The following is a 25,525-nucleotide window of genomic DNA, read 5'->3' on the forward strand; positions in this document are numbered from 1 at the left end:
CAACGTCACCGGAGGTGCCCGTTAGTCGCCAACGCGACCAGGTCCTTCCAGGACACGGCATCGCTCGGCAGTCGCCCTGGGCAACCGCTGGAGCGAAGCAACCACGACTACCGGCCGCGTGGCTCGGGTCCGTCGAACTCGAAGGCGTCGACTAACACGCCGTCGTCAGCCGACTCGGGATACTTGCGCTCGGCGTCCGATCGGCGTGTGACCGCTGCGCCGTCCCGGCGTCCCGGAACTTGTCAAGGTCGGTGGGACCTACTACTACGACGCGCTCAACCCACCGACGACAACGTCAGTAGAGCCCAAAAGCCGATGCCGGTCCGGCGCCGGTTGGCTTAGCGTGGATAGGGTAGGTTTCGACACCTGCAATAGGGGGCCGGTATGCGGACACCCACCTTCCGCTTCGTTCGCCGAGCCGCCAAATTAGGCGTTCCGCTCTTTGTCGCGATCATGCTTGGCGCCTGTAACAGTCCGGCGCTGCAAGGCCCCGATTCAGGACTAGGTTCCAGCACAAGTCCCGCTCCGGCGCCTGGCGCCGACTCTCAGTCTGGCCCGGGCGCAGCCTCAAGCTACACACGCACGCCTCAGCCGGCGCCGCTGCCGAAGAAGAAGTACACATGGGGATTGCCGACCGGCGATGTGGCTCCGCAGGAGCAGGAACGGGACGTCTACGACCAGCTGCGACGGGGCCGGTGCCGAGCCGCGCAAGATGAGCTCAACCGCACCTGGTTTACCTTCTTCACTCCGCGCAACGTGCTGTTGGCTCAGGCTGCCATCTACTTCTGCCAGGGCAATGTCGAGCGGGGCACCAGGACGTTTCTCCGAGCGAAAGGCTATGGCTGGCAAGGCCTTCTGCCAGATCCTGAACCCCGCGCAGCGTGCGAATATTACAAGTCCGCGTCGAGCCTGATCTACCAGCGGCCCCGCAGCGCCTACACGTGCCCTGGGGGCCAGTCTCCGCCGTGGACAAAAGAGCCGAGGAAAGATCCGGTCGGCAATCTGTCGCCGTCCCCGCTGGCGCCGCCCGAAGTGGTGCCACCTGATCCGACCGAGTCGACGTCGTCCCAGTCGCCGTCGTGAGCCGACCCGCAGCGACGAGCCCGACAGGTTGGCGGGCGATCCAACAACAGCGCCACCGGGCAACCCCGGCGGCGTCGGCCGATGGCCATGACAACGGGCAAGGGTTTGTCGGTCGGCTAGCCCTCCTGCTATTGGCCAACCTGAGCGCCTTGACCGCACTGCTGGTGTACTTCGGCTGGCGGCGCAGCAAGACCCAGGCCCAAGCGCTCGGCATCGACGAGAGCCTGTTTAGCATGACTACTCAGGAGTACGTGCTGCGCAGCGTCGGTCCGGTCTTCGGCCTGCTGGCCCTGCTTGGGGTAGCAGGGTTCGCCTGGCTGTGGATTGACCACGGGATAACCCGGATGATCGGCGGCCGCCCCCACGCCGTACGCTGGCTCAGCCGCATCCTGGCCACCGTATGGCCTATCCCGCTGACCCTGGCCTACGTCGCCGCATTCCGGTGGAGCGCCCAGGGGTACGTGGCGTTCCCGCTCAGCATCGCCGCTGGACTGCTGCTCCTGCTCTACCGGGCGCACCTTAACCGTGAGTACACCGGCAGGGAGCAATCCCACTACGATCTTCTGCGAGGGCTCATTGCGCTCGGCACGGCGGCCTGCCTCTTCTGGTCGGCCTCGAACTACGCGGAGGTGCAAGGCGACTCGCTGGCCCGCGATTTCGCCGATCAGTTGTCAGGCCAGGTCGGCGTGGTGGTCTACAGCACTAATCCGCTGCACATAGATGCGCCCGGAGTCCGCACCGAGGTCGTCGGTCCGGACCAGACCGCGTTCCGATACCGGTACTCGGGGTTGCGAATGATGGATCGCAGGGGCGGCAAATACTTTCTCGTGCCAGCCGACTGGACGCTCACGCGGGGAGTCGTGATTGTGTTGCCCGACGACAATCGGATCCGGTTAGAGTTCGTTCGCAGCTGACCCGCGCCATCGATGAATGGCTGGAGCCGAAACTGTTCAGCTAGTTTGAGGTAGCTTGTCCTTGTAGGTGCCGGAAATACCGTCCGGGCAGGTCAAGGGGCCCGTCGGTATTCGTGGAGGTTGCCTGTGGGGCTCGCAAAGTCGTTTCGGCTACGCTGCCTGTGGGGTGCCAATACTCAGCCAAGCCCGCGACCTGGGCATTTTCCGAATTATGCCCGGCGACGGCGTTCTGAAGATGAACGCGTTCAGATTAGGAGACATGGTTCCTGAACGCGTTCAAGTCGATCATGTAGGTCGATCGAGATGGGAGACGGAGTGCCAGGTCACAGGCTCGGCCGAGCTTTCGGCACCCGCAGGGGTCGACGATGATGGTCAGCATCGTCGTGATGCTGGGGGCGCAGGTTTACCGGTATCGGCGCCGGTCGACGGTCGAGGAGCGCGTGCGCACGCGCTGGCCAGTGCTGGCGACGGTCCTGGCCGTCGCCGGGTTCGCCGTCACGGCGCTTGTCGACGACGGGCGTGTCGGGGAGGGCAGCGAGCTGAGCATTGTGGTTGCCAGCGTGCTCGGGGTGCTGCCCTCGTATGGGTTCGCGGTGGCGCTGGCGGCGCCGACCCTGACCAACGTCGACGCGGCGCTTCGCAACGTCCGAGCCGCCAGATTGCACCCGTCAGGCGAGCTGGTGGCGCAGCGCAAGAATCTCGACGTTCTTGTCGGAATCGCTCGTCGGCAGCAGCCGGATGAGGGTGAACACGCTCGTCAGCGCCAGGTAGGGCAGTCGCAGTAGCACGATCGATCATCCTGGCGTACCGCGTATCTCGGCCTTCAGCTGTATCCGGGAACCGCAAGTCACAGCCCATGGATGGCGTTTTCGGCACCCACAACGTCACTTCACGAAATCCTCGGCGGTGGGCTGCCGCTATTACGTGGTCTCGGTACGGTGGAATGCCTGCTCAATGTACGAGGCTGCGGCGAGCAGTGGGCGGGCGAGGCGTTCGACGGCAAGGCTTCCGGTCCGGCCGCTCACACCGACGACGCCGATGATCCGCCGGTCCGGGCCGTGCACGCCGGCGGCGATGCAGTTGTATCCGCGCATGGACTCTTCATGTTCGATGGCGACACCGGCGTTGCGGGCTGTGTCGATGGCGGCGAGAACCTTTTCCGGCTGGGTGGGGGTGTACGGCGTCATCCTTGGCAGGGGTCGCGAGCGTAGGTATTCCGTCAGGTCCGGCCGGTCGCCGAGAAGGATCCGCCCGGACGCGGTGGCCAGGAAATGCGCGCCGCGGATTGCGGTCGGCCAGGGCCGGCGCATGTCGTCCACCCGGTCGGTTCCGAAAGCGGTTTCCAGCACCACGTTGGTCGTCTCAGTGAAGACGGACAGCCAGACGATCTCACGGGTACGCGCGAAGAGATCTTGTACGTACGGGGTGGCAGCCTGGCGCAGGCCCTGCTGCCAGGCGGCCTGGGCGCCGAACTCCAGCAGACGCGGGCCCAACCGGTAGCCGGTGGCGTCGCGGTTGAGCATTCCACGGGCGGCCAGATCGGCCGCGATACGCCGAACGGTCGGCTTCGGAATGCCGGTGTGACGGGTCAGCGCGGCCAGCGTCGCCGCCTCCTCGAGGGCGCCGACCGCCTCGAGCACCGCCATCACCCGGCCTGTGACGGTGTGGTCGTCCATGGCGTCAATGATCGCGTACCGAAACCCTCCAGCGTGTCGGATCTACGACGCGGCCGGGATCGGCGCGGTGTCGGACCTCCTCGAACGCCCGGACGCCGAACGCCGAGGCGAACTGGCAGTCGTGTCAGTGAGTGATTCGCAAATCTGGACCGTCCATATCGACGGCTCTATCCTGTGCATAACTCACGCCCCGATCCAGGGAGCACTGCGTCCACGGTGGTCGCGACGAGTTATTCCACGACGGGCTTGATCGCCATATCAGACGAGATAGGAGTTTCCCGATGAAACGACCAAGGCGTGGAGCGGCGGTCTTGGCAATTGTGGCTCTCGCGACCGTCGCGACCATCGCGTTTGCGCCCGCTGCGGGCGCAACCTTCCCAGGCCGCAATGGCCTCATCGCCTTCCAGGCCGAAACAGAGCAGGGGCTGCAGATCTTCACCGTTCGGGCGAACGGGCACCAGTTGCACCAGATCACCCACGTCGACGGCGCCGCGGCCCTCCCGGACTGGTCCCCGGATGGGCGCCGGATCGCGTTCACACTCAACGAGTGTTCGGTGGCCATCATGGACGCCGACGGAGGCGACCTCAGCGTTCTCGCCGAGGATCCGGGTCTCTGCCAGGGTGATGCGTCCTTCACTCCGGACGGTTCGAGGCTCGTGTACACCCGCTTCGACGTCGCCTTGGAGGTCGAGCAGATCTGGAGCATGGATGTCGACGGCTCCGACAAGCGGTTCATCACCGACCCTGGTGGGCCCGATCCGAACGTCTCGCCCGATGGTCGGAAGACCAGTTTCAAGGGCCCGCCCGACGGCGCCTTGTTCGTAGCGAACATCGACGGCAGCGGCATTGTCCAGATCTCGCCGTCGATCTCGGTCACCTACAAGCACGACTGGTCGCCGGACGGCCAGCACCTGGTCGTTAGTGACAACTCTGAGCCTGCCCCGGATGAAGCCGTCAACATTGTGACGGTCCGGCCGGACGGCAGCGACTGGACCTACTTGACGCATTACCCGGCTGGGTTCCGCGCCAACGTGGGCGGCTACTCGCCGGATGGTCAGTGGATCGTCTTTAGGCTCGAGGGCCCGGGCCTGGTGCCTACGATGTACCGGATCCGCCCCGACGGGTCGGACCTCCACAAGATCTTCCAGTCGTCAACGATCGTCCCCCGGTTCATCGACTGGGGGCCGGCAGCGCGGCACTGAGGCCCGAGGAACGAAGAAAGGGAGCGAGCCTTGCGGCCGCTTCCTCTTCGCGCTCGCCCGTGTTGGTTCCGGCGGCGTGTCGGGTTCCAAAACCCTGTCGTCTGGTCTGGGCTGGGCTTCTATGCGGCTCGTTCGTACTCGATGATCAGTCCGCCCAGGACGGGACGGCGTTTGATCCGCTCGTGGGTTAGGTCAACTACAGGGCGATCGGAGCGCGGGGGCTGCAACTGCAGCGCTCGGTGAGGACGCCGCCCGTTGTAGTGACGGGCGTATTCGCCGAGTGTTCGGCGTAGATGACGCTCTCCGAGGATGAGCAGGCGATCGGTGATCTCCCTGCGGACGGTGCCGACGAACCTTTCGGCGAAGGCGTTGGCCCGCGGGCCGCGCGGTGGGATCCTGCACACGGTGATGCCGGCGTCGGACAGCACCGCGTCGAAGGCGGCGGTGAACTGCCCAGCCCGGTCACGGATGAGGAATTTGAATTGGTCGGCGCGTTCGCCCAGGTCCATGAGCAGGTTGCGGGCCGCCTGGGTGGTCCACGGCCCGTCCGGGTTGGCGGTGATGCCGAGGATGTGCACGTAGCGGCTGTCCACCTCTATTACGAAGAACACGTACAGGCGCTTGAGGGTGATTGCGCAGTCCACATGGAAGAAGTCACAGGCGAGCATGGTCGATGCTTGGGTGCGCAGGAAGCGCCGCCAGGTGGTGTGGTCACGGCGTACCGGCGTCGGCGGTATCTCGCAGCGTTTGAGGATCCGGCGGATGGTGGAGGTGCCAACACGGTGGCCGAGGCCGAGCAGTTCGCCTCGGATTCTCTGGTAGCCCCAGCCGGGATTATCTCGGGCCATCTGCTCAACCAGGGCGGCGATGGCTGGGTCGACCGGCGGGCGGCCGGGCCGATGAGGGTAGGTCCAGTGGCGGGCCACCAGCCGCCGATGCCAACGAAGCACCGTGGCCGGGGTGACGAGCCGGTGCCGCTTCAACGCCCGGGGCAGGAGTCTGATCAGGGCGGCGAGCACGGCGCGGTCGGCCCAGTCCAGACGTGGCCTGGGGTTCTGGCGGAGCAGGACCGCGTTCTCGTGACGGAGAACCAAGATCTCCACGTCTTTGGCCGCGCTGGTGCGGGTCATCAGGGTGAGCCAGCCGGCGATGCGGCAGAGCACGAGGTAGAGAAGTCGTAGCGACACGAGCAACGATCATGCCCGGCGACACTGTCGGACATCGGATCCGGCCAGGTCAGCTACGGTGACGCGGTTTTGGAACCCCACACGCTGCGAGAAGCGCAGACCGGTGAACCGCCCGCCATCGCCCCACCAGCCGTACCGGTCACCGTCGTTCCGCTGCACACCAGCCGAAACGACACCAAGCCCGACGACCAGCCTGCTCCGGCCACGGCGCCGCCCGCCGACACCACCACCGGCAAAGCACGACTCCGGGTGCTCGGACAGCCGCGGATCGACAACATCACCAAGCCCGGCCGGCCGCTGCGCGCCAAAGCCCTCGAACTCGCCGTATTCCTTGCCTGCCACCCCGACGGCGTCACCACCCGCGACATCGGCGAATACCTCGAACCCGACGCCCGCATCAGCCAAGCCGACCAACGCGTCCACACCAACGCCTCAAACCTGCGACACGTACTCGGCCGCGCCGGCACCGCAGAGACGAAGAACGCCTACGTCATCAAGACCGCCGGACGGTACCGGCTCGACCCGGCCACCGTGGACGTCGACGTGTGGACCCTTCGCGATCTCATGCACCGCGCGACCATCGCCACCGAGCCGCGCCGCCGGGAGCTCCTCACCGCCGCCTGCGACCTCTACACCGCGCCGCTGGCCGAGAGCCAGGACTACGAGTGGTTGCAGCCGCACCGGGAAACGGTCCGCCGCTGGGGCACCGAAGCCCACCTGCTGCTCGCCGACGACCTGCTCGACCACGACCCGCAAGCCGCATCCGACCTACTCGACAAGGCCATCGAACTCGACCGGTACAACGAAGCCCTCTACACCAAGGCCATGCACGCCCGCCACGCCATCGCCGACGCCGACGGCATCCGGACCCTGCTGCGCGCCCTGACCAGGGCCCTCGCGGACCTCGACGCCGAACCACAGGACGACACGATCACGCTGGCCACCCGGCTCCGCACCAGCCCGGACGATAGGTAACCGCCGCAGCCGCCCCGACCCGATCCGCCTGGTGCCCGCGCTGGCGCTCGTGCCGGTCCTGCACTGCACCCTCGCCGCAGACAGGGTGCCACCCAGAGAGCCATGACGAGCCACCTTCACATGCGGGCAATCGGTGTGGCCGAGGCCGCCGCTATTCCCATCTGGCCGCTGCAAACGGATGCGGCCAGCGCGAGGGGGCACCCCCGTACGCCGGGCCGTCGGGTTACCTCCGGCGACACGACGCGGCCCACCCCTAAGTTCCGCCTCAGCTTCACCGTCCTCGCCGCCGATCGAGCCTTCCGCCCACGCATGGTGATGAGATCCGGAGCACCAGGCGCGCTTTGTCTGCGGCAGATCCGGACACCCCCGATCGGTGGCGAGCCGCCGACTCCGGCCGTCTGATTAAAGGCTGTGTCGGAGTTATTGGCGAAGCGAACACCCCGGACAACGGCGCGCGGAGTGGTGCGGCCGTCCTGTCAGGGAAGGTCGAGCGCCATGTCGATGCTTACTCCAGCGTCGGTGGTGAAGGTGCCAGCTTCGACGAAGCCGCTGCGGCGATAGAACCTACGGGCGCGGTGGTTGTCGGCGTGGACGCCGCCGAGCAGCACGATGCGGTCGCGCTCCAGGAGCCGCACCGCGTCCCAGGTTGGAGGCAGCAGCGCAGCGGCGAGACCGGAGCCGTGCCAGTCGTCCGCGACACACGGTCCGAAACGAACGGTTCGTGCGGGGTCGAGCGGGAGGCCGTAGGCCGCGTACCGGAGCGGTTCCGCCTCGGGCGGTAGCGCGAAGCTGAGATCCACGACAGCGTCGAGGTGACCGGTCCGGTCCGCGTGGTGGGCGACAAGCCGCAGCTTGTCGTAGCGTCCGATGCCGTCGATCCAGCCGGTGGCCTCGTCGGCGGGGTCGGCGTCGCCGTGCCAGTAACGGCGGCTTGTGTCGGACAGTCCCGCGAGAAACGACCTCAGCGCGGCGCCATCGTCGGCACGCAGTGCCCGGATCGTGAACGGGGTACCGGCCACCGTCAGCCGTCGAGTCAGCTGAGCGGGGTCGGCGGCGAGCGCAGCAAGGAACGGCAACATGTTCTCAAGATGCAGCACCGGCCAGCAGATGTACGAGCCGGGGATTGCGCCCAGGGGAGAGCCGCGCTGCTGAATCGGCGCCCACCATCGCATCCCCAGCACCGGCAACGGCGCACTCACGTCGGCATGACCGCTCGACCAGCGGCAGATCCGGATGCGATGATCGGCGGTGCCCGGTACCTGGTCAGGACTCACACTCCGGTGCGGCCGGGTCGCTACCGGAACCTGTTCTGTTGGCAAGTTCCGTTAGCCGGCGTTCGAGGAAGCGCCGTTCGGCTCCGTCTTCGGTGAGTTCCCTCGCACGTCGATAGGCGTCGCGCGCCTCATCGGTGCGCCCGTGCCGTCGCAGCAGTTCGGCCCTAGTTGAGTGCAGGTAGCGGAAGTCCTCCAGACCGAGTTCGTCGACGATACGCAGACCGGCCTGTGGTCCTTCGGTCTCGGCGACGGCGATGGCGCGGTTCAGCTCGACGACCGGCGAGGCGGTCAGGCGGGTGAGCTCGCCGTACAGGGCGGCGATCTGCGCCCAGTCGCACGGCGTCTCGGCGTGCAGCGAGGCGATCGCAGCCTGGAGGACGTAGGGCCCGCGGCCTCCCAAAGCGATCGCCTGGTCGAGTTCGGCACGTCCCTGGGCGATCTGCGTGGTGTTCCACCGTGACGAATCTTGATCTTCGAGCAGCACCAATTCGCCGTCGTTGAACCGCGTCTCGCGGCGGGAGTCGTGCAAGAGCATCATCGCCAGGAGCCCGCGAACCTCGGGGCCGTCGGGAAGCAGTTCGGTCAGTGCACGTCCCAGCCAGATCGCCTCGGCCGCGAGCTCGTCGCGACCGCCGTAACCCTCATTGAAGATCAGATACACGATGGTGAGTACGGCGTCGAGACGCTCGCGGAGCAGGTGATCCGGCGGGATCCGGAACGGGATTCCCGCCGCCTTGATCTTGCGTTTGGCCCGCACCAGACGCTGCGCCATGGTGCGCTCCGGGACGAGTAGGGCGCGGGCGATCTCGTCGGTGGTCAAGCCCCCGAGGGTACGCAGCGTGAGCGCGACCTGCGCCTCGATGCCGAGCGCCGGGTGACAGCAGGTGAAGATGAGTTCCAGGCGTTCGTCGGGAAACGTGGTGGTGTCCACGGGCATCTCGACCTCCTGGGCAGCGACGAGCAGGCCGAGCCTGGCGGCGAAAGCTCGGTCGCGGCGGATGCGGTCGGTGGCGCGGTTACGCGCCGTGCGGATCAGCCAGGCGCGCGGGTTGGTTGGCACGCCGTCGCGTGGCCAATGATCGGCGGCGATGACGAATGCCTCCTGCGCGGCGTCCTCGGCGAGGTCGAAGTCGCCGAGGACGCCGATGAGGGTGGCCAGGACGCGCCCCCACTCGTCGCGGAAGATCTCGTCGAGTGCCGTTACCAATACACTTCCGAGGGCCGGATCTCGACGGCTCCGCCATAACGTGCCGCCGGGACGCGAGCGGCCACCTCGATGGCCCCGTCGATGTCGTCGGCCTCAAGGATGAACAGACCGCCCACGGCCTCCTTCATCCCGACGAACGGGCCATCGGTCGTCAGGGTCTTGCCTCCTTCGACCCGCACAGTGGTCGCGTTCTCGGCGAGTCCCAGCGGCGGCACGGTGGTGACACCCGGTGTCTGGTTGATCCCCTGGTAGTCGGCGTAGACCTGCTTCTGCTCCTCCTCGGTGAGCGCGGACTGCCGTTCGAGCGCCGGGCCTTGGTAGATGAGCATGACGTACTTCATCGCTACCTCCTCGTCGGTACCAGATTCGCAGTAAGACGAACGGCGAGCCGCGAAATCGACACCTCGACGTCGAAACTCGATCCGGCCCCGATCAGAGCAAGGCCGTTCGGTGGGCGATCATCGTCCACGCTTCACACACGCGCATAGTGCACGCTCATCGGCACGACAGCGCACTGCGCCGGGCGGGGCCGACGCGCGGTCAGCGGAAATGAGGATGCCTGCGGTCGTCGGGGAGAACTGCCGGTCACCTCGGCCGCAACGTTGAACGTGGCACCGCATACAGGACAGCTCATCCGACCAAACAAGTAGGTGAGTGCAGTCGCCACCGACTCGTGGCCCACCCGCAACGCCTCGGCGTGCAGACGCGTGGCCAGCTGCGAGGAAAGCCCGGGCTCGATCGAGGAACCGCCTGACTGCAGGTCGATAAGCAGGTCCTCAGCGCACGCCGGACACTGCACATCGACCTCCCCGTCGTTGATGCGGTCGAGCTCCTTGCCCCAGACCTCGTCACCGTCAAAACCGAGTACGGCTTGCTGCAGGTATACGAACATCGTGTCGCTGGAACCGCCGGACGCCAGGCATTCAAGGGTCAGCGCACGCAATGTGGCGATGTCATCGGCGTACAAACCACGACTCTTGTCGTCGGTGTCTACGGCGATGAACCCGGCGAGTACTACGGCGCGCTCGCGGTCCTGAGGGCGAAAGATGGTGCAGGTCTGGGCCAACCAGGGCAGCAGAACGGCGCTTGCGGGATTGCAGGCGCCCTGGTGACACGATTCCTGCCAGATGAGATCCCACGCCGGGGGAACCGGGGTCGGCTGCGGCCGCATCCAGGGCTTCCTGAAAGCTCGTCACCTACGAAGCCTCCCACAACGATCGACTTACTGATCTCGGCACGACAGGGCGGCGCCGAACGCGCGCGGTCGGCGGCAGATGCGTATGTGGCAGCATCCTCGGCGTGCCGCATCCCGATGAACCAGCGCTCGTCGTCTACGTCGCAGAGAACTCCTCCGGAGTCGCGCTCGCCGTCTACGACGCGACCGACCCGGCCGTGGCCGGTGCCGCGCTGCAGGCCGCAGCGGCGGAGATCTCCCAGATCCGCCACCCGGACGAGCCGACGTGGAGCCTGCCGAACTGGTGCGAGGTGCTCGATGAGGACGGCGTGCCCGTCCTGCACTTGGACATGAAAGACGAGATCCGGTACGCCGCCCTGATCGTCCGGATCATCCTCGACGCGTTGGCCGCCGCCGGGGTCGACGGAAAACTGGAACCCAAGCGGCAGCCGGAAGATCCGTTCGAATACGACCCGAGGGCCGCCCGGTTCACGGACATGGAACCGCTGTCCGAACTGGACGCGCGCGGGCTGCCATCCGGCTTCCCCGACGGTTTCCCGGTGCCGGAGGAGGCCACCCTCGTCCAGGCCGGGCGTTCCCGGGACGGTACGGGTGAACACGCGGCGTGGCGCCGGTCGACCGGCCCGTTCACCGGATACCTCGATCGGCTGCGCGCCTACGGCTGCACGTTCGGTGCCGTCCCCCGGCCGCTCACCGCCGACGGCACCGTCCGGTACACGCTGTGGCGGGACGGCGCCGGGGGAAGCGTGACGCTGTACCAGTCCGAGGCGCGGTCGACCCACTCGCCGCTGTACTGGTACGTCAGCGTCGTCTGGCAGCGGCAGGCCGAGCCGCCGGCCGTCGCCGTGGAGCCGGATGAGGCACGGGACACCCGGCCGCTCCCGTCCGGGCCGGCCGCCGTCCGGGAGGTGGCCGAGTTCCTGCTGCCTCCCGAGCTCGTTCCTGGCTACGAGGCGGTGGCCGCCATCGCCACCGCTGGCCACGCACTCGAGCAACTGGTCAGCGCCCGGCCGGACCCGGCCGACCGGCGCCCGGCACCGGCCATGGTCGCGGCCCGGTTCGCGCCGGTCCTCGGTCGGCTCGACCCCGGGCAGCTGACCATGGTGCGGCACACCTGCCTGACGATGGTCGCCAACCTGGTGGCCGCCGGGCGGCGTCCCCGCTCAATCGGCCTGAACCTGGTCCCCGACGAGGACGGCCACCTCTACGCCGCGGATATCCGCGAACGCGCACCGGGTGTGGTGGAGCCGAAGCTCATACCGGTCCTGGAAACCGGCCTGGCGCTGGTCAAGGGCGGGCCGATGGTCGCCGAGGCGCTCGCCGGTGTCCCCGGCAGCGCGGTACGACCCCCGGCGGACCGGTACGTGTGGCTCTTTGCCGGCCTCGAGCCGGAGCAGCTGACCGCGGCACGGGACGCCTGCTGGCGGATCTTCGAGGATTGACCCGGGCGGTCAGCCGAACGGCGAGGATCGTCACCAGCACGGCGAGCGCGAGGGAGAACAGCGCGGCGCCGAGTAGCGTACGGGCGGTCAGCCCGACCTGCGGTAGTGCCAGGTGCCGGTGGCTGTGAGCGTGACCAGCGGCAAGAGCGGACGTCCCGCTCCTCAGAGCCGGCGGTGCGGCTTGGGGCACTCTGACCGCGCCAGCAACTCGATCAACCGCTTGCCGCGGGGTCGCGATGGCGGCACCTGGTGCTTGGCAACGTCATCCCGACGCACAAGTGTTCGCCAGCGCCCTCGCTCGCCCACCGGCCGATCCGCCTACAGGTGATATTGGACCGACCTTTGGGCCCTCGCTGACGACCGCGCAGGGCGGGGTTGGGGGAGCGGATTGAGAGCAATGGGTGCACTGAACAGCACCCAACTGCACCCAACAGCGTTGATGTTGCTTGTTGCGCTCTTTGTGCCGCCGTTCCCCGCCGTTGGTTGCCTAGTCAGTCCCGATCGATAGATATATCGGTGGGTAGCTGCTGTTTGCGAGCGGCGACCCTGTCCCCTGGTGGGATCTCCGCCCGCTCGCGCTGCCCTACATCTACGTCGGAAGGGAACTGATGCGATTCGTTCACCTGCTGGCCGCGCCGATCGCCGCCGCGACCGCGCTTGCCGGCCTGGCCGTGCCGGCCCAGGCGCAGTCCGCACCGGGCACCACCACCGGGGTTCCACACGCCGCCGTCCGCCGCGACCACCCGGACGTGCGGGTTCCCGTGGTCGTGCGGACTCCGGGCGAGGCGGTCGTCGACCTGGACGTGGCAGCCCCGGGCACCGACTGGTCGACTGCGGGCGCCGAGTCGGCGGTCGTCTCCATCTCGGTCGATGACCGGTACGTCGCCGATCTCGTCGCGTCCGGCGACCAGCCGCTGCACCGGCAGCTCGCGCTTGGGCACCTCGGTACCGGAGTGCACCAGCTGCGCCTGCACTTTGCGGCGGAGCGCTCCGCAGCCGCGAGCACGTCCGTCCTGCTGGACGGCCTGCGCATATCCACGTACGCGCCGGACACCTCGGAATACCTTGTGCTCCGGTACGCGCCGGTGGTCTACGGCCGCAACCTCGCGGCTCTCGGCAGCCCCTACCAGAACGGGACCACCGACACGCCGCTCATGGCCTGGCACGAGATCGCGCCGGCCGCTACCCCGGGCCACAAGCTGCTCACGTACTCGGTGGTGTGGAGCAACGAGGACGGCGGGACCAACTCGCCCGCGCTGATGGCCCGCTGGGGTCGTACGACGGACGTCGAGTGGATCTACTCGGTGGAGGTCGATGGAAGCGGCAACCGGGTCGCGGGCAGCGATGTCTACCAGGCGCCGAACCACCAGACGCTGCACTTCTTCGGCCGATACGAGGATGACCACGCCCTCCTGCAGACCTGCACCTCGAACAACAACATGTGCGACGTGGTAGACGACCCGATGCGGTTCTTCTTGTCGACCCTGCAGAGCCTGCCCACCGGCAAGGCGCGCGAGTACCTCATGGACACGAATCCCTGGACGTACCAGATCATGGCCAAGGAGATGCTCCGCGAGGGCAAGATCGAGCCGGCCTCAACCGCGGCGGCACTCACGCCGAACGTGAGCGACCAGCGCAACTACCTGTACGCCGTGGTCGACAAGACCACTCTGCCGGCCAACTCGGGGTCGAACTGGGTCGGGGCTTCGCTCGGCGTACGCCTCGTCAACGGCCAGACCGTCTACCTGTCGCACCACGTCGACCCCACCTGGTCGATCCAGCGCGACATCCCGGCCGCCACCACCGTCGAACTGCCCGCGGGCACCACGACCGACGACATCGCCGAGGTGAGTGTCCACCGGGTCGTGGTCGGTGCCGACAACGGCGCGGCAGTGCACGTGACCGGAATCCAGCGTGGCTTCTTCCTGGGCCAGGACTACCTGCCCCAGGCGTCCTTCCTAACCTGGAACGGCGACGTCGTCCTCGATCCGACCACCACCTCTCAGGTGATCTGGCGGCGTTGAGCCGAGTGTTGACGGGGAGCGTCGGCCGTTGGCCGGCGCCCCCGTTGATCCGACCAGCCTGAGGACACCGGCGGATAACGACGCCAGCTTCGACGTCCCCGACCACTGCCTCCACCCCACCCGCCGCCTCCACCCCGACCAGCGAGACGGCGACGGCCGACCGGGACGGCGGCCCGCCCGCTGACCAAGGCTTCCTGCTCGGTGACCTCTTCGGCGGACCCGAAGGGGTCGCCTGCGAGGGGCGGCTGGGACCTCGCAGCGTGGTGGCGCGGTGGGAGTGACGGATTCCGGCGATCGGTGATCGTGGTAGGAACAGGGCCGTGACAAGGAGCGTCGATGATGATCTGTTGGATCGCGCTAGGCCGGCCTCGCGTCAGCATGCCGCGGTGGCGTCCGCCAGCCGTTCCTGTACCTCGGCGAGATCCTCCTCGGTCGGGGCGTCGTCCTGAGTCATGCGAAGTCGCCAGCACCCGGTGAACTCGATCGAGCGCTTGTCCACGCTGCGCTCCTCGACGAGGTGTCGCCGCAGTGCGCGCACCGCGCCCGACTCTTCGCGAGCCACGCGGCGACCGAGCCCGACGGGAACCGCGCACTCGCACGGCCTCGACCAACATGTCGCCGCGTCCGGCCGGGACCTCGCTCCGGTCCAGCCAATGGACGATCACCTCGCCGCGTCGCAGTCGTGCTCGTACGCGGCTTTCGCCTCGGGCCCTCATCGCCCGGGGACGTGCTCCGGTGCGTAGGCGGCGCGGAAGAAGCCACGGACCCGGCTCTCACCGATGCCCAGGTTGTGCTCGAACGTCGTCGGCTTCGTCGGGGTGCCTGTGTCGAAGCCGATTAAGATGTCGTCGCGGCGGCCCCGGTTCGGGTCGTACACCTGCACCGTGACCCGGGTCCCAGCCACGCTGTAGCCGAAGGCCAACACCTGGTGGTTGAGGGCCAGATCCCGGGGGTCCCTCGCAGCCACCGTGACGACACCGAGCGGAACCGGCACGCCCCGGTCGAGGTCAGACGAGATCTGCGGCCACTGGACTTTGATCGTGCGCCAGCAGACGCCGCGTTCGATGAGGACGCGGCGGCCGAACATGGTGAAGCTGGAGTCCCCGTCCGGCAGGTTCATCCACTGGTAGTACTGGACGACTCCGGCGGGCACATGCCAGGAATCGACCAGGCGGTGAACGAGGAAACCGTAGAGCGGGTCGTCCGCCGTGGGTCGCTCGGCCGGCGCCGCCAAACCGGCGCGCCAGTAGTCAAGCGCCGCGAAGACCATTCCGCCGCACAGGCCGGCGGCGGCGTCGCCCAAACGGATGGTGCCCAACGGGGTGGGCAGGACGACCGCCGGCTGGGTCGGCCACGCGTTGACGAATGCGAAACCATTCCGTGATGGCAGAAAGCTCCCCAGCATCAGACTCTCCCTGGCCGCCAGCGCCCGCGCACAAGCCGACATTTCGGTGCTCCCAACGCTAGGCCGGGTACTCGGCGGGAACGGTCGCCATCGCGACGGGGTCGGCTTTCCGACCGCCGACGCCGCAGCCGGGCAGGGTCCTGAATCAGCAGCATGACCGCCTCTTCGGGAGTCCGCGGGGCACCGGACGCTCCTCCGGACGGGTGCGGTGCTCTTCTCGACGGCGCCGAATCCGCCGAAGCTTAATTCCGGACGACCGCTGGCAAGGTCGTCCGGACTTACTCTGCGTCGCTCCTGGTCAACGCGTCGGCGCCCCGCAACCTCAGGCCGGACAGGACAATTGTTGTTGTCCTGTACAGGCGAAGGGTTGCGAATGTCAGATCTAGGTTGCGAGTGATCTTGCGAGGGTCAGGGTTACTCTGCGAGTCGCCCGCTACCGGGGCTGGTCCGTGGCCCGCCGGCCCGTCAGCCCCTTACCTCGAAGGAGGCAGCAGTGCAGGATGCCGTGGAGTGGTGGCGTGGCCGGGTGGCGCGCGCGGCCTATCTGATGGCAGGCGTCGTGTTCGGCTTGGTCGTCTCGTTGGCCTCCCCGCACCGCGGGACACAGCCGTGGGTGGTGTGGGCGTCGCTGGCGATCGCACTCGCTGCGACCAGCGGCGCGGTGTTTGGCTACGGGCTCGCGCGGTGGCCCGAGATCGCCGGACTGGGCCCTATCCGCATTGGCCGGGTCGCCGCGTTCGTTGTGCAGGTCGCCGCCGTTGGTGGCGGTGGAGGCGGCGACCTTGATCCCCAGGACGAGCAGTTCGCCGTGGATGCGGCGGTAACCCCAGCTGGGGTTCTCCCGGGCCAGGCGCAGCACCAGGGCGCGGATGGAGCGGACGGTGCGCGGCCGGCCCGGCCGTTTTGGCCGGGACTTGGCGGCGTGGCGGCGCGCGAGGAGGTCGCGGTGCCAGCGCAGCACCGTGTCCGGGCGCACCAGCAGCCTGAGCCGATGGAGCACGTCCAGCGGGAGCCGGTGCAGCAGGGCGGCCAGGAACGCCCGGTCGCTGGGGGAGAACCGCAGCCGGGTCTTGCCCAGCTGTCGCTCCAGGACCGTGATCTGGTGGCGCAGCGCCAGGATCTCCACGTCCTTGTCCCGGTCGCTCCTCGGAAGCAGTCGCAGTAAGGCCAACGCGTTCGTCACACCGAGATAGGCCAGTCGAAGCAGCACAGCCGATCATCATGCCGCGGGTGGGAGAGACAGTCGGGAGAGGAACGGGCTCCTGCGCCCGCCGTCAGGATCCGCTTACAGCTGGTCCCGACTGGGCGGAGGTTTTCGGCAAGGGCACGGTCGCCGACATGACCGCCGCACGAGTGCGCCGCAGGAAGATCCTCAACGGACTGATCAACGAATACTCTCAGGCCGCGTAGCTGTGACCGCTTTCCGAGCGGTACAGGCCTTCCGGGTGACGGGCCAGCCGGTCAGCCACTGCGCCCCGCTGCCGGAGTTGTTGGCGCCCTACACCACCACGTGCTCGGCCTCAGCGTCCCGCATCACCTGGTCGAGGGCGGCGTTCGGCGCGCCATCCTGGCTGAACCTCGGGTGCCGGCGGACGGGCTGGTCGTGCCTGCGGTCATCTGTCACCTGCGGGACGGGCGTGCCGTGGAGCCGCGCACGACGAGCGACAGGGGGAGGAGAACCGACCGCGAGGGGCGGGCGGAGTCCTCGAACAGCTCCAGCAGCATGTGGGCCGCCTCCACCCCGACCTGGTGGTGCGGAACCGCGATCGTCGTCAAGGGCGGACGCAGCTTGTCCAGGAAGGGCATGTCGTTGAAGCCGACCACGCTGATATCTCGAGGACAGGAGATCCTTCGTTCGGCGAAGACGTCGTAGCACCCGAGGGCGATCAGGTCGTTGCCGGCGACGATCGCGCTCGGGTCCGCTCCGGAGTCCAGGAGGTGCCGCAGGGCCCGCGCGCCCGCGTCCTCCGTCCAGTACTCGCAGGCGACGATCAGCGATGGGTCGTCATCGAGACCGTGCTCGTGTCGGGCTGTGCGGAACGCGTTTGCGCGGGCGACACCCGTGGAGGTGCTGGTCGGGCCGGCCAGGTGTGCGATCCGGGTGTGCCCGAGCCCGGCGAGGTGCTTGACGGCCATGGCGATCCCCGCCGCATCGTCGGGGGTGACGCAGGGAACGTCGACGTTCTCGGAGCGGCGGTTGACCAGCACCATCTGGACGCCCTGCTGGTGCAGCTCCTGCAGCAGGGGGTGGTCGAGGCGGGCCGTGGCGATGATGAACCCTTCGACCTGCCGCGACCGGAGTGAGGCCACGAGGGCCTCCTCCCGGGCCGGGTCGTTGTCGGTGTTGACGATCAGGGCGCTGTAGCCGGCAGGTCCGAGGACGTCCTCGATGCCGCGGACGATCGGGGGGAACAGCGGGTTGGTCAGGTCCGGGATAACGAGCCCGATCGTTCGCGACTTTGCGGTCTTCAGGCTGCGTGCGATCGGGTTCGGTTGGTATCCGAGCGACTCAGCCGCCTTCAGCACCCGCCGGGCCGTCTCCGCGTTCACCAGTCGCCGCGTCTCGGGGTTCAGGGCTCGGGAAGCGGTGGCGGCGTGAACCCCCGCAGCTTCGGCGACGTCGCGGAGGGTGGGGTTGGGCACGGCAGTGATGATAGTGCGGCTTTTGCGTATTGGCCTGCTCATCGTCCACCCCTCACGCCGGTTCCTCCTCCGACCGGCGCCACGTCGCGCGGCCCCACACCGCGAGCAGCGCGAGCGGGACGCTTGTGGCAGCAGCGAGCAGGAAGATCTCTCGGTAGCGGTCGTCCTGGGCGAGGCCGGAGACCACGACGGCGGCGACGGCGCTGCCGATGAACAGTGACCCGGCGAAGAGGGACACGACCGTCGCCCGGGCTCCCGGCAGCACCTCCGTCGCCCATGTCTGCAAGGAGGAGTGCATGGCGGCCCAGGCAAGGCCGAGCAGGAGCGCGACCAGCAGGGCCACCGCCGGCGCCTGGGACACCGCCATGACGATGCAGCCCACGAGGGCCGCGGCGCCGCCCAGACCGATCAGCCGAGAGGGATGCAGGTCCCTGGAGAGACGCCCTACGAGGCGCGCGGACACGACGACGGCGACGCCGTAGCCGGCGGTGACGCTGCCGGCCACCGAGGAGCTCACCCCCGTTGCCTCCACCGCCGGCGGCAGCAGGGTGAGCGCGCCGAGCAGGACTGCACCCTCGATGAAGGCCAGCAGGAGGACCAGCACGGTCACCCGCGACCGCATCGCCTGCACGAGCGGTGCGACCACGGTCCGGTGCGTGCGGGTTACCGCCGGTTCGGCGAGGCGCCCCAGGCCGCCGGCCAGCAGCAGCGCGGAGCCCCCGGTGATGAGGAAGGCCAGACGCCACGTTGCCACGTGCGCCAGGAGGCCAGCCAGTGTGGACGCCATCGCTGTACCGAGCGCGACCCCGACCATGAGCCGGGTGATCTGGTTCTGTCGTTCTGGTGCGGGGACCGTATCGCCGATGTAGATCAGCGCGGCGGGAAAGGCCGCTCCGAAGAAGCCGCCGGCCAGGCAGCGGAAGACCGCCAACGCGAGCACCGAACCGGCGAGTGCCGAGGCTGCGGTGGTGAGCGCCGACAGGATGAGCGTGATGCGCAACGTCCGGACGAGCCCCAGCCGGTCCGACACGAGCCCCCAGACCGGTTGCATGAGGCCGTACGCCACGAAGTAGGCGCCCGCCGCCTGGACGGCGCGGGACAGGGGCACGTCGAGGTCGACCGCGATGGCGAGCAGCATCGGGGGCATGGCAAAGCGGTCCAGCGTGGTGGCGAACGCGGTGTACTGCAGCAGCCGGATCGGCGAGGACCAGCCCCGGGAGGCCATGCCGCTCATCACGGCTTCGAGGAGACGTACGACACCAGACCCGACTCGGGAGCCAATGCCTCGGCGAGCACGTCCCGACCGTCCCTCCAGGTCGGGAGGTAGCGTCGGCGCAGGTCCACGACGGTCGTGAGTGCCGCCAGGTCGACCGCCGTGTCGAGGACCAGGCCCTCGCTGCTGCTCTGCAGGCGTGCCACGTAGCGCCGGGCCAGGTCCCCGGCAAGGCCGAGCACCGACGCGGCCTCCTCCACGGCCGCTGTCTCTGCTGTTCCGTGACAGATGTCGCGAGCCGTTTCCCTCAGGGCGTCACCGAAGCGACGCGCCGGCTCGAGGAAGCGCTCGCCCACAACACTGACGACCGTGCCGAGGTAGGGCGAGCACACATCGCTCACCCGGGCAAGGGTGACCGCTCCCGCTGCTTCAGCCAGCAGCTCGTTGCCCGCGTTGAGCATCGTCGCGTCACACTCACCGGCCAGCAGGGCTTCGAGTCGCCTGGGCGTCGAGCCGAGGGTCAGGAGATCGTACTCGTCCCTCCCGACGCCCAGCGACTCGGCGAGCGCATACATCGCGAGGGCGAAACCAGAGGTCGATACGTCGACACCCACCCGAGCACCTCGAAGCTGCTCGGGCGCAAGACCCCGCCTGCCGTAGAGCCCCAGCCCCAGGCCGCGGTCCACGGCGCTGACGATGCGGGCGTCGGCCTTGACCCCCAACGGGTTCTCCAGGCTGAACCGGTACGCCACCACGTTGTCAGGGCTGGTGAGCGCGACGTCGATCTCGCCCGCGATCAGGGAGCGGAACTGCGCGGGGGAGGACGGCACTGCCACCTCCGCCACCTCGAGACTCTGTTCCTCCAGCCGCCCGGTGCGCCGCGCCACGGCGAGCAGGACCGACGGGGTGAAGGATCCGACAACCAGTTCCACCTGCGTCTCCTCATTCTCCGCCGCCCTGACGTTGCTGGGCAGACTAGCGCAACGTGCAGTCGATTGCAGTAGTCCAGCCCCGAAGTTTCCCATCCCTGGCGCGCGATCGAGCTGAGCGGTGTGCTTGACATGCCATAGGGGGCGCAGAGAGACTGCAGTCGTTTGCAGGAGTCGGATCCCGGGGAGGTCGAGGAGTGGCAGACACGGACGCAAGGGTGGCCTCGGCCATCGCCCACTGGGCCCCCCGCTTCACCACCAACGGAGTCACCGTCTGGGACTTTCAGCGGATCACCGCAAGCGTCAACCGCTGGGAGGACTGGTGCCGGGCATGGTCCGAGGTGGGTGCGGAGCACGAGCGCCTCGGTCGGGACGCCCTCGCGCAGGACCGGCTTCTCTCCGCCGGACAGCACCTGACCCAGGCGGCCGTCTACTACCACTTCGGCAAGTTCGTCTTCGTGGAAGACCTCGAGCAGATGCGCCGGGCCCATGAGCGGGCGGTTCGCTGCTACCGCGACGCGCTGCCTCACCTGCGACGACCTGGCCGGCGGGTGGAGTTCCCGTTCGAGGGAGCCAGCCTGGTCGGCGTGCTCCGGCTACCTGAGGGTGAGGGCCCCCACCCGGTCGTGCTCATGATCCCCGGCCTGGACTCGACCAAGGAGGAGCTGCACAGCACGGCGGAGACGTTCCTCGACCGTGGCCTGGCCACCTTCAGCGTCGACGGCCCCGGGCAGGGCGAGGCGGAGTACGACCTGCCGATCAGGGGCGACTGGACTGCGCCCGCCGAGGCGCTTTTCTCGGTTCTCCTTGAGATGCCTGAGGTGGACAGCGACCGGATCGCCGTGTGGGGGGTGAGCCTGGGCGGTTACTACGCACCACGGATCGCTGCCGCCCTCGGGGACCGGCTGAAGGCTTGCGTCGCCCTCGCCGGCCCGTTCAACTTCGGGGAGTGCTGGGAGGGCCTCCCCGAGGTCACCCGCAAGACGTTCGAGGTCCGCTCGCGGGCACGCGACGAGGCGCAGGCGCGGGGGATCGCCCTCACCCTGTCGCTGGAGAAGTCCGCGTCCGAGATCACCGTCCCGCTGCTGATCGTCTTCGGCCGGCAGGACCGGCTGATTCCGTGGCACCACGCCGAGCGATTGCGGCGTGAGGCGGGTGGAGAGGTGGAGCTGGTCATGCTCGAAAACGGCAACCACGGCTGCGCGAACGTCGCCCCCTGGCACCGGCCCTACACCGCCGACTGGCTCGCGCGGAAGCTCGGGGCAGCCGGGTCCGCACACCCCAGATCTTCGGCTTGACTCGAGAATCAGCCGTTACTACTTTGTTATACAAACGATTGCAAAGGCAGGCTCATGACAAGCAACAGTGACTCCACCGATCTGACGGTGGGTTGGATCGGGACCGGCCGGATGGGCTTCGCCATGGCCCGCCGTCTCGGCAAGGGGGGCGTGGATCTCGCCGCCTGGAACCGCACCCGGGCCAAGGCCGAACCCCTAGCCGAGGTCGGCAGCACCGTGGTGGACTCGATCGCCGAGCTGCGGGACCGCGACGTTGTGTTCACGATGGTCTCCACCCCGTCCGACCTGGAGCAGGTGCTCCTCGGCGAGGGTGGCCTGCTTGAGGACCGCGACCACGTCCCCGGCGTCGTCGTGGACTGCTCCACCGTCTCGACCGAGTCGTCGGAGCGGATGCGGGAGGCCTGCACGGAACGCGGTGTGGCCTTCCTCGCCGCGCCGGTGAGCGGCAACGGCAAGGTGGTCAAGGCCGGCGGGCTCAGCCTGGTCGTCTCCGGGCCCGAGGAGACCTACCACCTCGTCGCTCCACTGCTGGCGCACCTGGGCAAGTCGGTCACGTATGTCGGTCAGGGTGATGTCGCGCGGCTGGTCAAGATCTGCCACAACCTGTTCCTGGGCGTGGTGACCCAGTCGCTGGTCGAGATCACCGTCCTGGCCGAGAAGGGCGGCGTCTCCCGGGCGGCCTTCCTCGACTTCCTGAACAACAGCGTGATGGGCTCGGTGTTCTCCCGGTACAAGACGCCGGCGTTCGTGAACCTCGACTACACCCCCACCTTCACGCCGACCCTGCTGCGGAAGGATTTCGACCTCGGTCTTGCCGCGGCTCGTCAGCTCGACGTACCCATGCCGGTCGCCGCAGCCACCGCCCAGCTGGTGCAGGCCACGGTGAGCAGCGGCCGCATCGACGAGGACTTCGCGATCCTCCTCGACCAGCAGGCGGCGGCCTCGGGCCTCGTGCTCAAGCCGGAGGACGTCGTCGTCGACGACGGGCTGAGCGCAGCGGACGAGGTGAACTAGCCATGGGACCGTCAGCTCCGGCCGCCGCACCCATGGCCGCCCCCGGTCACATGGGCGTCGACTACGAGCAGCGCGTCGACTTCGACAGGCTGCGGAAGTACCGCCTCTCTCGGGCGAAGGCCTCCCTGGAGGCCAGCGAGTGCGGTGCCTTCCTGCTCTTCGACTTCTACAACATCCGGTACACCACCCAGACCTGGATCGGTGGTGCCCTCGGCGACAAGATGACGCGCTACGCGCTGCTCACCCGGGACGGCGAGCCGATCCTCTGGGACTTCGGCTCGGCCGCACGGCACCACCGCCTCTACTCGCCCTGGCTGGAACCGACCAACTGCCATGCCGGCATGCTCGGGCTCCGCGGCGCCATCGCCCCCACCGCCGGCCTCATGGAGCAGGCGGTGCGGCAGATCAAGGGCCTGCTCGAGGACGCCGGAGTCGCGGACGCCCCGGTCGGCGTCGACATCGTGGAGCCGCCGTTCCTCTTCGAGATGCAACGGCAAGGGCTCACCGTGGTCGACGCCCAGCAGCTCATGCTCGACGCGCGGCAGATCAAGTCCCCCGACGAGATCATGCTGCTGACCCAGGCCGCCGCGATGGTCGACGGCGTCTACCAGGACATCGTGGAGGTCCTCAAGCCCGGGATCCGGGAGAACGAGATCGTCGCTCTGGCCAACAAGCGGCTCTACGAGATGGGGTCCGACCAGGTCGAGGCGATCAACGCCGTCTCGGGTGAGCGGTGCAACCCTCACCCGCACAACTTCTCCGACCGCCTGATCCGGCCAGGCGACCAGGCCTTCTTCGACATCATCCACTCGTTCAACGGCTACCGCACCTGCTACTACCGCACATTCAGCGTGGGCAGTGCGACCCCGAGCCAGCGTGACGCCTACACCAAGGCCCGGGAGTGGATGGACGCCTCGATCAACATGATCAAGCCAGGTGTCGGCACCGACGAGGTGGCGGCGGTGTGGCCGAAGGCGGAGGAGTTCGGGTTCGAGAACGAGATGGCAGCTTTCGGCCTCCAGTTCGGCCACGGGCTGGGCCTCGGCCTCCACGAGCGTCCGATCATCTCCCGGCTCAACAGCATGAAGGAGCCGATCGAGCTTCAGCCCGGCATGGTGTTCGCGCTGGAGACCTACTGCCCGGCCAGCGACGGCTTCTCGGCGGCGCGGATCGAGGAGGAGGTTGTGGTGACGCCGGAGGGGCCTCGGATCCTCACCCTCTTCCCGGCCCAGGACCTCGTGGTCGCCAACCCGTACTGAGCCGACCTGGCGGCACCCCTGCTCCTTCTCTCGTGTCCACTTCTCTCGAAAGGCGACACCCCATGCCCGAGACGACCTCTGCCCCCAGTCCTCTCCGGGTTGCCGACCTGCTCACCGACCTGTACGTCGGTGGCAAGGCGGTGCCCGCCGCCGACGGCGGTCGCTTCGACGTGGTCGACCCGGCGACCGGCTCGGTGATCACCACCGTCGCAGACGGCACCGTCCAGGACGCGATCGCTGCCGTGGACGCAGCCGAACAGGCGGCGGCGGAGTGGGCGGCGACCCCCCCGCGTCAGCGCGCCGAGATTCTCCGCCGGGCGTTCGAGCTGATGACCGCGCAGGCCGACGACCTGGCCAGGCTGATCACGCTCGAGAACGGGAAGGCGCTGGCCGACGCCCACGGGGAGGTGGCCTATGCCGCCGAGTTCTTCCGCTGGTACTCGGAGGAGGCGGTCCGGGCAACCGGCGAGGTGGTGACGGCCCCCTCTGGGACGAACAAGATTCTGGTGTTGCAGCAGCCGGTCGGCATCTGCGTACTCGTCACCCCGTGGAACTTCCCGGCCGCCATGGCGACCCGGAAGATCGGTCCCGCACTGGCGGCCGGGTGCACCATGGTGCTCAAGCCCGCGAGCGACACGCCGCTGACCGCGCTCGCCATGGCCCGCATCCTGCAGGACGCCGGCGTGCCAGCAGGGGTCGTCAACGTCCTGCCCGCCCGTCGTTCGGGTGCCGTCGTCTCGGCGATGCTGCACGACCCGCGGGTCCGCAAGCTGTCGTTCACCGGCAGCACCGAGGTGGGCAGGATCCTGCTGCGCGAGGCCGCGGACCAGGTGATCAACTGCTCCATGGAGCTGGGCGGCAACGCCCCGTTCCTCGTGTTCGCCGACGCCGACCTGGATGCCGCTGTCGACGGCGCCATGGTCGCGAAGATGCGCAACGCCGGTGAGGCGTGCACGGCCGCAAACCGGTTCTACGTCGAGGCCTCCATCGCCGACGAGTTCAGCAGGCGGCTCGCGGAGCGGATGAAGGCGCTCCGCGTCGGGCCCGGGCTGGACGAAACCAACCAGGTGGGCCCGCTGGTCAACGACGACACCGCCGCCAAGGTCGAGGAGCTGGTTCGGGGCGCGGTCGACGCGGGCGCGAAGGCCGTGGTCGGTGGCCGGCGTCCAGAGCGCGAGGGCTTCTACTACGAGCCCACCGTGCTGCTCGACGTCACCCCGGACTCACCGATCCTGAAGGAGGAGATCTTCGGGCCGGTGGCGCCGATCGTGACGTTCGAGGACGAGGCCGAGGCGATCCGGCAGGCCAACACCACCGAGTACGGACTGGTGTCGTACGTGTTCACCGGCGACCTGGCGCGCGGCCTGCGGGTCAGCGAGGCGCTGGACTCCGGCATGGTCGGCCTCAACCGTGGCCTGGTCAGCGACCCGGCCGCCCCGTTCGGCGGCACCAAGCAGAGCGGCGTGGGCCGGGAGGGCGGCCACCACGGGATGCTGGACTACCTGGAGGCGAAGTACATCGCCGTGCAATGGTGACCCCGGCCAAGAAGAACAGCGGCAAGGAGAACGGCGGACACGAACAGTAG

General features: G+C 68.3%; 24 protein-coding genes. 11 read left to right on the forward strand and 13 right to left on the reverse strand.

Going from position 1 to position 25,525, the window contains the following annotated elements:
• Positions 1-627: 627 nt before the first annotated feature.
• The 3 genes from EV384_RS17285 (at position 628) to EV384_RS34865 (ending at position 2,782) form a co-directional block, all read left to right on the forward strand.
• Positions 628-1,083, forward strand: a complete 456-nt coding sequence (locus EV384_RS17285) for a hypothetical protein (RefSeq protein ID WP_130334650.1) — start codon at positions 628-630, stop codon at positions 1,081-1,083.
• Between the two features lie 149 nt (positions 1,084-1,232).
• Positions 1,233-1,997 carry a hypothetical protein gene (locus tag EV384_RS17290; protein WP_130334652.1) on the forward strand — a complete coding sequence of 255 codons (765 nt, stop codon included), beginning with the start codon at positions 1,233-1,235 and terminating at the stop codon, positions 1,995-1,997.
• Positions 1,998-2,362: 365 nt separating this feature from the next.
• Entirely contained in the window at positions 2,363-2,782 is a 420-nt protein-coding gene (locus tag EV384_RS34865) for a hypothetical protein (RefSeq protein ID WP_165439967.1), read from the forward strand.
• A gap of 135 nt (positions 2,783-2,917) precedes the next feature.
• Here EV384_RS34865 and EV384_RS17295 read toward each other — a convergent pair whose 3' ends face one another.
• The gene (locus tag EV384_RS17295; protein WP_130334654.1) at positions 2,918-3,673 is read right to left on the reverse strand and encodes an IclR family transcriptional regulator; all 756 of its coding nucleotides are present in this window, start codon (positions 3,671-3,673) and stop codon (positions 2,918-2,920) included.
• A gap of 311 nt (positions 3,674-3,984) precedes the next feature.
• Between EV384_RS17295 and EV384_RS17300 the strand changes: the two genes are divergently transcribed.
• Positions 3,985-4,875, forward strand: a complete 891-nt coding sequence (locus tag EV384_RS17300) for a TolB family protein (RefSeq protein WP_165439968.1) — start codon at positions 3,985-3,987, stop codon at positions 4,873-4,875.
• A gap of 119 nt (positions 4,876-4,994) precedes the next feature.
• On the opposite strand, the gene EV384_RS17305 is transcribed toward EV384_RS17300, so the two are convergent.
• The gene (locus EV384_RS17305; RefSeq protein WP_130340643.1) at positions 4,995-6,062 is read right to left on the reverse strand and encodes an integrase core domain-containing protein; all 1,068 of its coding nucleotides are present in this window, start codon (positions 6,060-6,062) and stop codon (positions 4,995-4,997) included.
• A gap of 69 nt (positions 6,063-6,131) precedes the next feature.
• Between EV384_RS17305 and EV384_RS17310 the strand changes: the two genes are divergently transcribed.
• Complete coding sequence (locus tag EV384_RS17310; protein ID WP_242624114.1) at positions 6,132-7,037, forward strand: AfsR/SARP family transcriptional regulator; 906 nt, start codon at positions 6,132-6,134, stop codon at positions 7,035-7,037.
• A 476-nt stretch (positions 7,038-7,513) separates the two neighbouring features.
• Here EV384_RS17310 and EV384_RS17315 read toward each other — a convergent pair whose 3' ends face one another.
• From EV384_RS17315 to EV384_RS17330, 4 genes are all read right to left on the reverse strand, one after another.
• Positions 7,514-8,311: a GNAT family N-acetyltransferase gene (locus tag EV384_RS17315; RefSeq protein WP_130334658.1), complete on the reverse strand. Its 798-nt coding sequence runs from the start codon at positions 8,309-8,311 to the stop codon at positions 7,514-7,516.
• Positions 8,301-9,518, reverse strand: a complete 1,218-nt coding sequence (locus tag EV384_RS17320; protein WP_130334660.1) for an RNA polymerase sigma factor — start codon at positions 9,516-9,518, stop codon at positions 8,301-8,303. Before EV384_RS17320 ends, EV384_RS17315 begins: the two co-directional genes overlap by 11 nt.
• On the reverse strand, positions 9,512-9,859 hold the full coding sequence (locus EV384_RS17325) for a YciI family protein (protein ID WP_130334662.1): 348 nt from the start codon (positions 9,857-9,859) through the stop codon (positions 9,512-9,514). The genes EV384_RS17320 and EV384_RS17325 overlap by 7 nt, the downstream gene beginning before the upstream one ends.
• A 131-nt stretch (positions 9,860-9,990) precedes the next feature.
• Positions 9,991-10,689, reverse strand: coding sequence for a hypothetical protein (locus EV384_RS17330; protein ID WP_130334664.1), 699 nt, complete (start codon positions 10,687-10,689; stop codon positions 9,991-9,993).
• Positions 10,690-10,817: 128 nt separating this feature from the next.
• Here EV384_RS17330 and EV384_RS17335 point away from each other — a divergent pair, with 128 nt between their 5' ends.
• Positions 10,818-12,155 carry a hypothetical protein gene (locus EV384_RS17335; protein ID WP_130334666.1) on the forward strand — a complete coding sequence of 446 codons (1,338 nt, stop codon included), beginning with the start codon at positions 10,818-10,820 and terminating at the stop codon, positions 12,153-12,155.
• 608 nt (positions 12,156-12,763) lie between these two features.
• Complete coding sequence (locus EV384_RS17340) at positions 12,764-14,179, forward strand: hypothetical protein (protein ID WP_130334668.1); 1,416 nt, start codon at positions 12,764-12,766, stop codon at positions 14,177-14,179.
• A gap of 373 nt (positions 14,180-14,552) precedes the next feature.
• Here EV384_RS17340 and EV384_RS35430 read toward each other — a convergent pair whose 3' ends face one another.
• The 7 genes from EV384_RS35430 to EV384_RS17370 all read right to left on the reverse strand — a co-directional run bounded on the left by EV384_RS35430 (position 14,553) and on the right by EV384_RS17370 (position 20,372).
• Positions 14,553-14,741, reverse strand: coding sequence for an SIP domain-containing protein (locus tag EV384_RS35430; protein ID WP_207232353.1), 189 nt, complete (start codon positions 14,739-14,741; stop codon positions 14,553-14,555).
• Positions 14,742-14,891: 150 nt separating this feature from the next.
• Entirely contained in the window at positions 14,892-15,584 is a 693-nt protein-coding gene (locus tag EV384_RS17350) for a hypothetical protein (protein ID WP_130334670.1), read from the reverse strand.
• Positions 15,585-16,017: 433 nt separating this feature from the next.
• Positions 16,018-16,794 carry a helix-turn-helix domain-containing protein gene (locus EV384_RS36040; protein ID WP_242624115.1) on the reverse strand — a complete coding sequence of 259 codons (777 nt, stop codon included), beginning with the start codon at positions 16,792-16,794 and terminating at the stop codon, positions 16,018-16,020.
• Between the two features lie 288 nt (positions 16,795-17,082).
• Positions 17,083-17,208, reverse strand: a complete 126-nt coding sequence (locus EV384_RS36745) for a hypothetical protein (RefSeq protein WP_278045604.1) — start codon at positions 17,206-17,208, stop codon at positions 17,083-17,085.
• Positions 17,205-18,227 carry a LacI family DNA-binding transcriptional regulator gene (locus EV384_RS17360; RefSeq protein ID WP_207232354.1) on the reverse strand — a complete coding sequence of 341 codons (1,023 nt, stop codon included), beginning with the start codon at positions 18,225-18,227 and terminating at the stop codon, positions 17,205-17,207. The genes EV384_RS36745 and EV384_RS17360 overlap by 4 nt, the downstream gene beginning before the upstream one ends.
• Before the next feature lie 52 nt (positions 18,228-18,279).
• Positions 18,280-19,461, reverse strand: a complete 1,182-nt coding sequence (locus tag EV384_RS17365) for an MFS transporter (protein ID WP_130334673.1) — start codon at positions 19,459-19,461, stop codon at positions 18,280-18,282.
• Positions 19,461-20,372 (reverse strand): ABC transporter substrate-binding protein, encoded by a 912-nt coding sequence (locus EV384_RS17370; protein WP_130334675.1) that lies wholly within the window; start codon positions 20,370-20,372, stop codon positions 19,461-19,463. The genes EV384_RS17365 and EV384_RS17370 overlap by 1 nt, the downstream gene beginning before the upstream one ends.
• A 194-nt stretch (positions 20,373-20,566) precedes the next feature.
• On the opposite strand from EV384_RS17370, the gene EV384_RS17375 reads away from it, so the two are divergent.
• The 4 genes from EV384_RS17375 (at position 20,567) to EV384_RS17390 (ending at position 25,475) form a co-directional block, all read left to right on the forward strand.
• Positions 20,567-21,667, forward strand: coding sequence for an alpha/beta hydrolase family protein (locus EV384_RS17375; RefSeq protein WP_130334677.1), 1,101 nt, complete (start codon positions 20,567-20,569; stop codon positions 21,665-21,667).
• A gap of 54 nt (positions 21,668-21,721) precedes the next feature.
• Positions 21,722-22,681, forward strand: a complete 960-nt coding sequence (locus EV384_RS17380) for an NAD(P)-dependent oxidoreductase (protein WP_130334679.1) — start codon at positions 21,722-21,724, stop codon at positions 22,679-22,681.
• A gap of 2 nt (positions 22,682-22,683) precedes the next feature.
• Positions 22,684-23,940 (forward strand): M24 family metallopeptidase, encoded by a 1,257-nt coding sequence (locus EV384_RS17385; protein WP_130334681.1) that lies wholly within the window; start codon positions 22,684-22,686, stop codon positions 23,938-23,940.
• Positions 23,941-24,002: 62 nt separating this feature from the next.
• Positions 24,003-25,475 carry an NAD-dependent succinate-semialdehyde dehydrogenase gene (locus EV384_RS17390; protein ID WP_130334683.1) on the forward strand — a complete coding sequence of 491 codons (1,473 nt, stop codon included), beginning with the start codon at positions 24,003-24,005 and terminating at the stop codon, positions 25,473-25,475.
• The last annotated feature ends 50 nt before the right edge of the window (positions 25,476-25,525 follow it).

It is taken from the genome of Micromonospora kangleipakensis, from assembly GCF_004217615.1.
Classification (GTDB): domain Bacteria; phylum Actinomycetota; class Actinomycetes; order Mycobacteriales; family Micromonosporaceae; genus Micromonospora; species Micromonospora kangleipakensis.

Excerpts from the sequence above, each read along its gene's own strand:
- EV384_RS17365 (WP_130334673.1), bottom strand. The coding sequence starts at position 19,461 with ATGAGCGGCATGGCCTCCCGGGGCTGGTCCTCGCCGATCCGGCTGCTG.
- EV384_RS17325 (WP_130334662.1), bottom strand. The coding sequence starts at position 9,859 with ATGAAGTACGTCATGCTCATCTACCAAGGCCCGGCGCTCGAACGGCAG.
- EV384_RS17330 (WP_130334664.1), bottom strand. The coding sequence starts at position 10,689 with ATGCGGCCGCAGCCGACCCCGGTTCCCCCGGCGTGGGATCTCATCTGG.
- EV384_RS17340 (WP_130334668.1), top strand. The coding sequence starts at position 12,764 with ATGCGATTCGTTCACCTGCTGGCCGCGCCGATCGCCGCCGCGACCGCG.
- EV384_RS17295 (WP_130334654.1), bottom strand. The coding sequence starts at position 3,673 with ATGGACGACCACACCGTCACAGGCCGGGTGATGGCGGTGCTCGAGGCG.
- EV384_RS17380 (WP_130334679.1), top strand. The coding sequence starts at position 21,722 with ATGACAAGCAACAGTGACTCCACCGATCTGACGGTGGGTTGGATCGGG.
- EV384_RS17350 (WP_130334670.1), bottom strand. The coding sequence starts at position 15,584 with ATGCTGGGGAGCTTTCTGCCATCACGGAATGGTTTCGCATTCGTCAAC.
- EV384_RS17385 (WP_130334681.1), top strand. The coding sequence starts at position 22,684 with ATGGGACCGTCAGCTCCGGCCGCCGCACCCATGGCCGCCCCCGGTCAC.
- EV384_RS34865 (WP_165439967.1), top strand. The coding sequence starts at position 2,363 with ATGATGGTCAGCATCGTCGTGATGCTGGGGGCGCAGGTTTACCGGTAT.
- EV384_RS17390 (WP_130334683.1), top strand. The coding sequence starts at position 24,003 with ATGCCCGAGACGACCTCTGCCCCCAGTCCTCTCCGGGTTGCCGACCTG.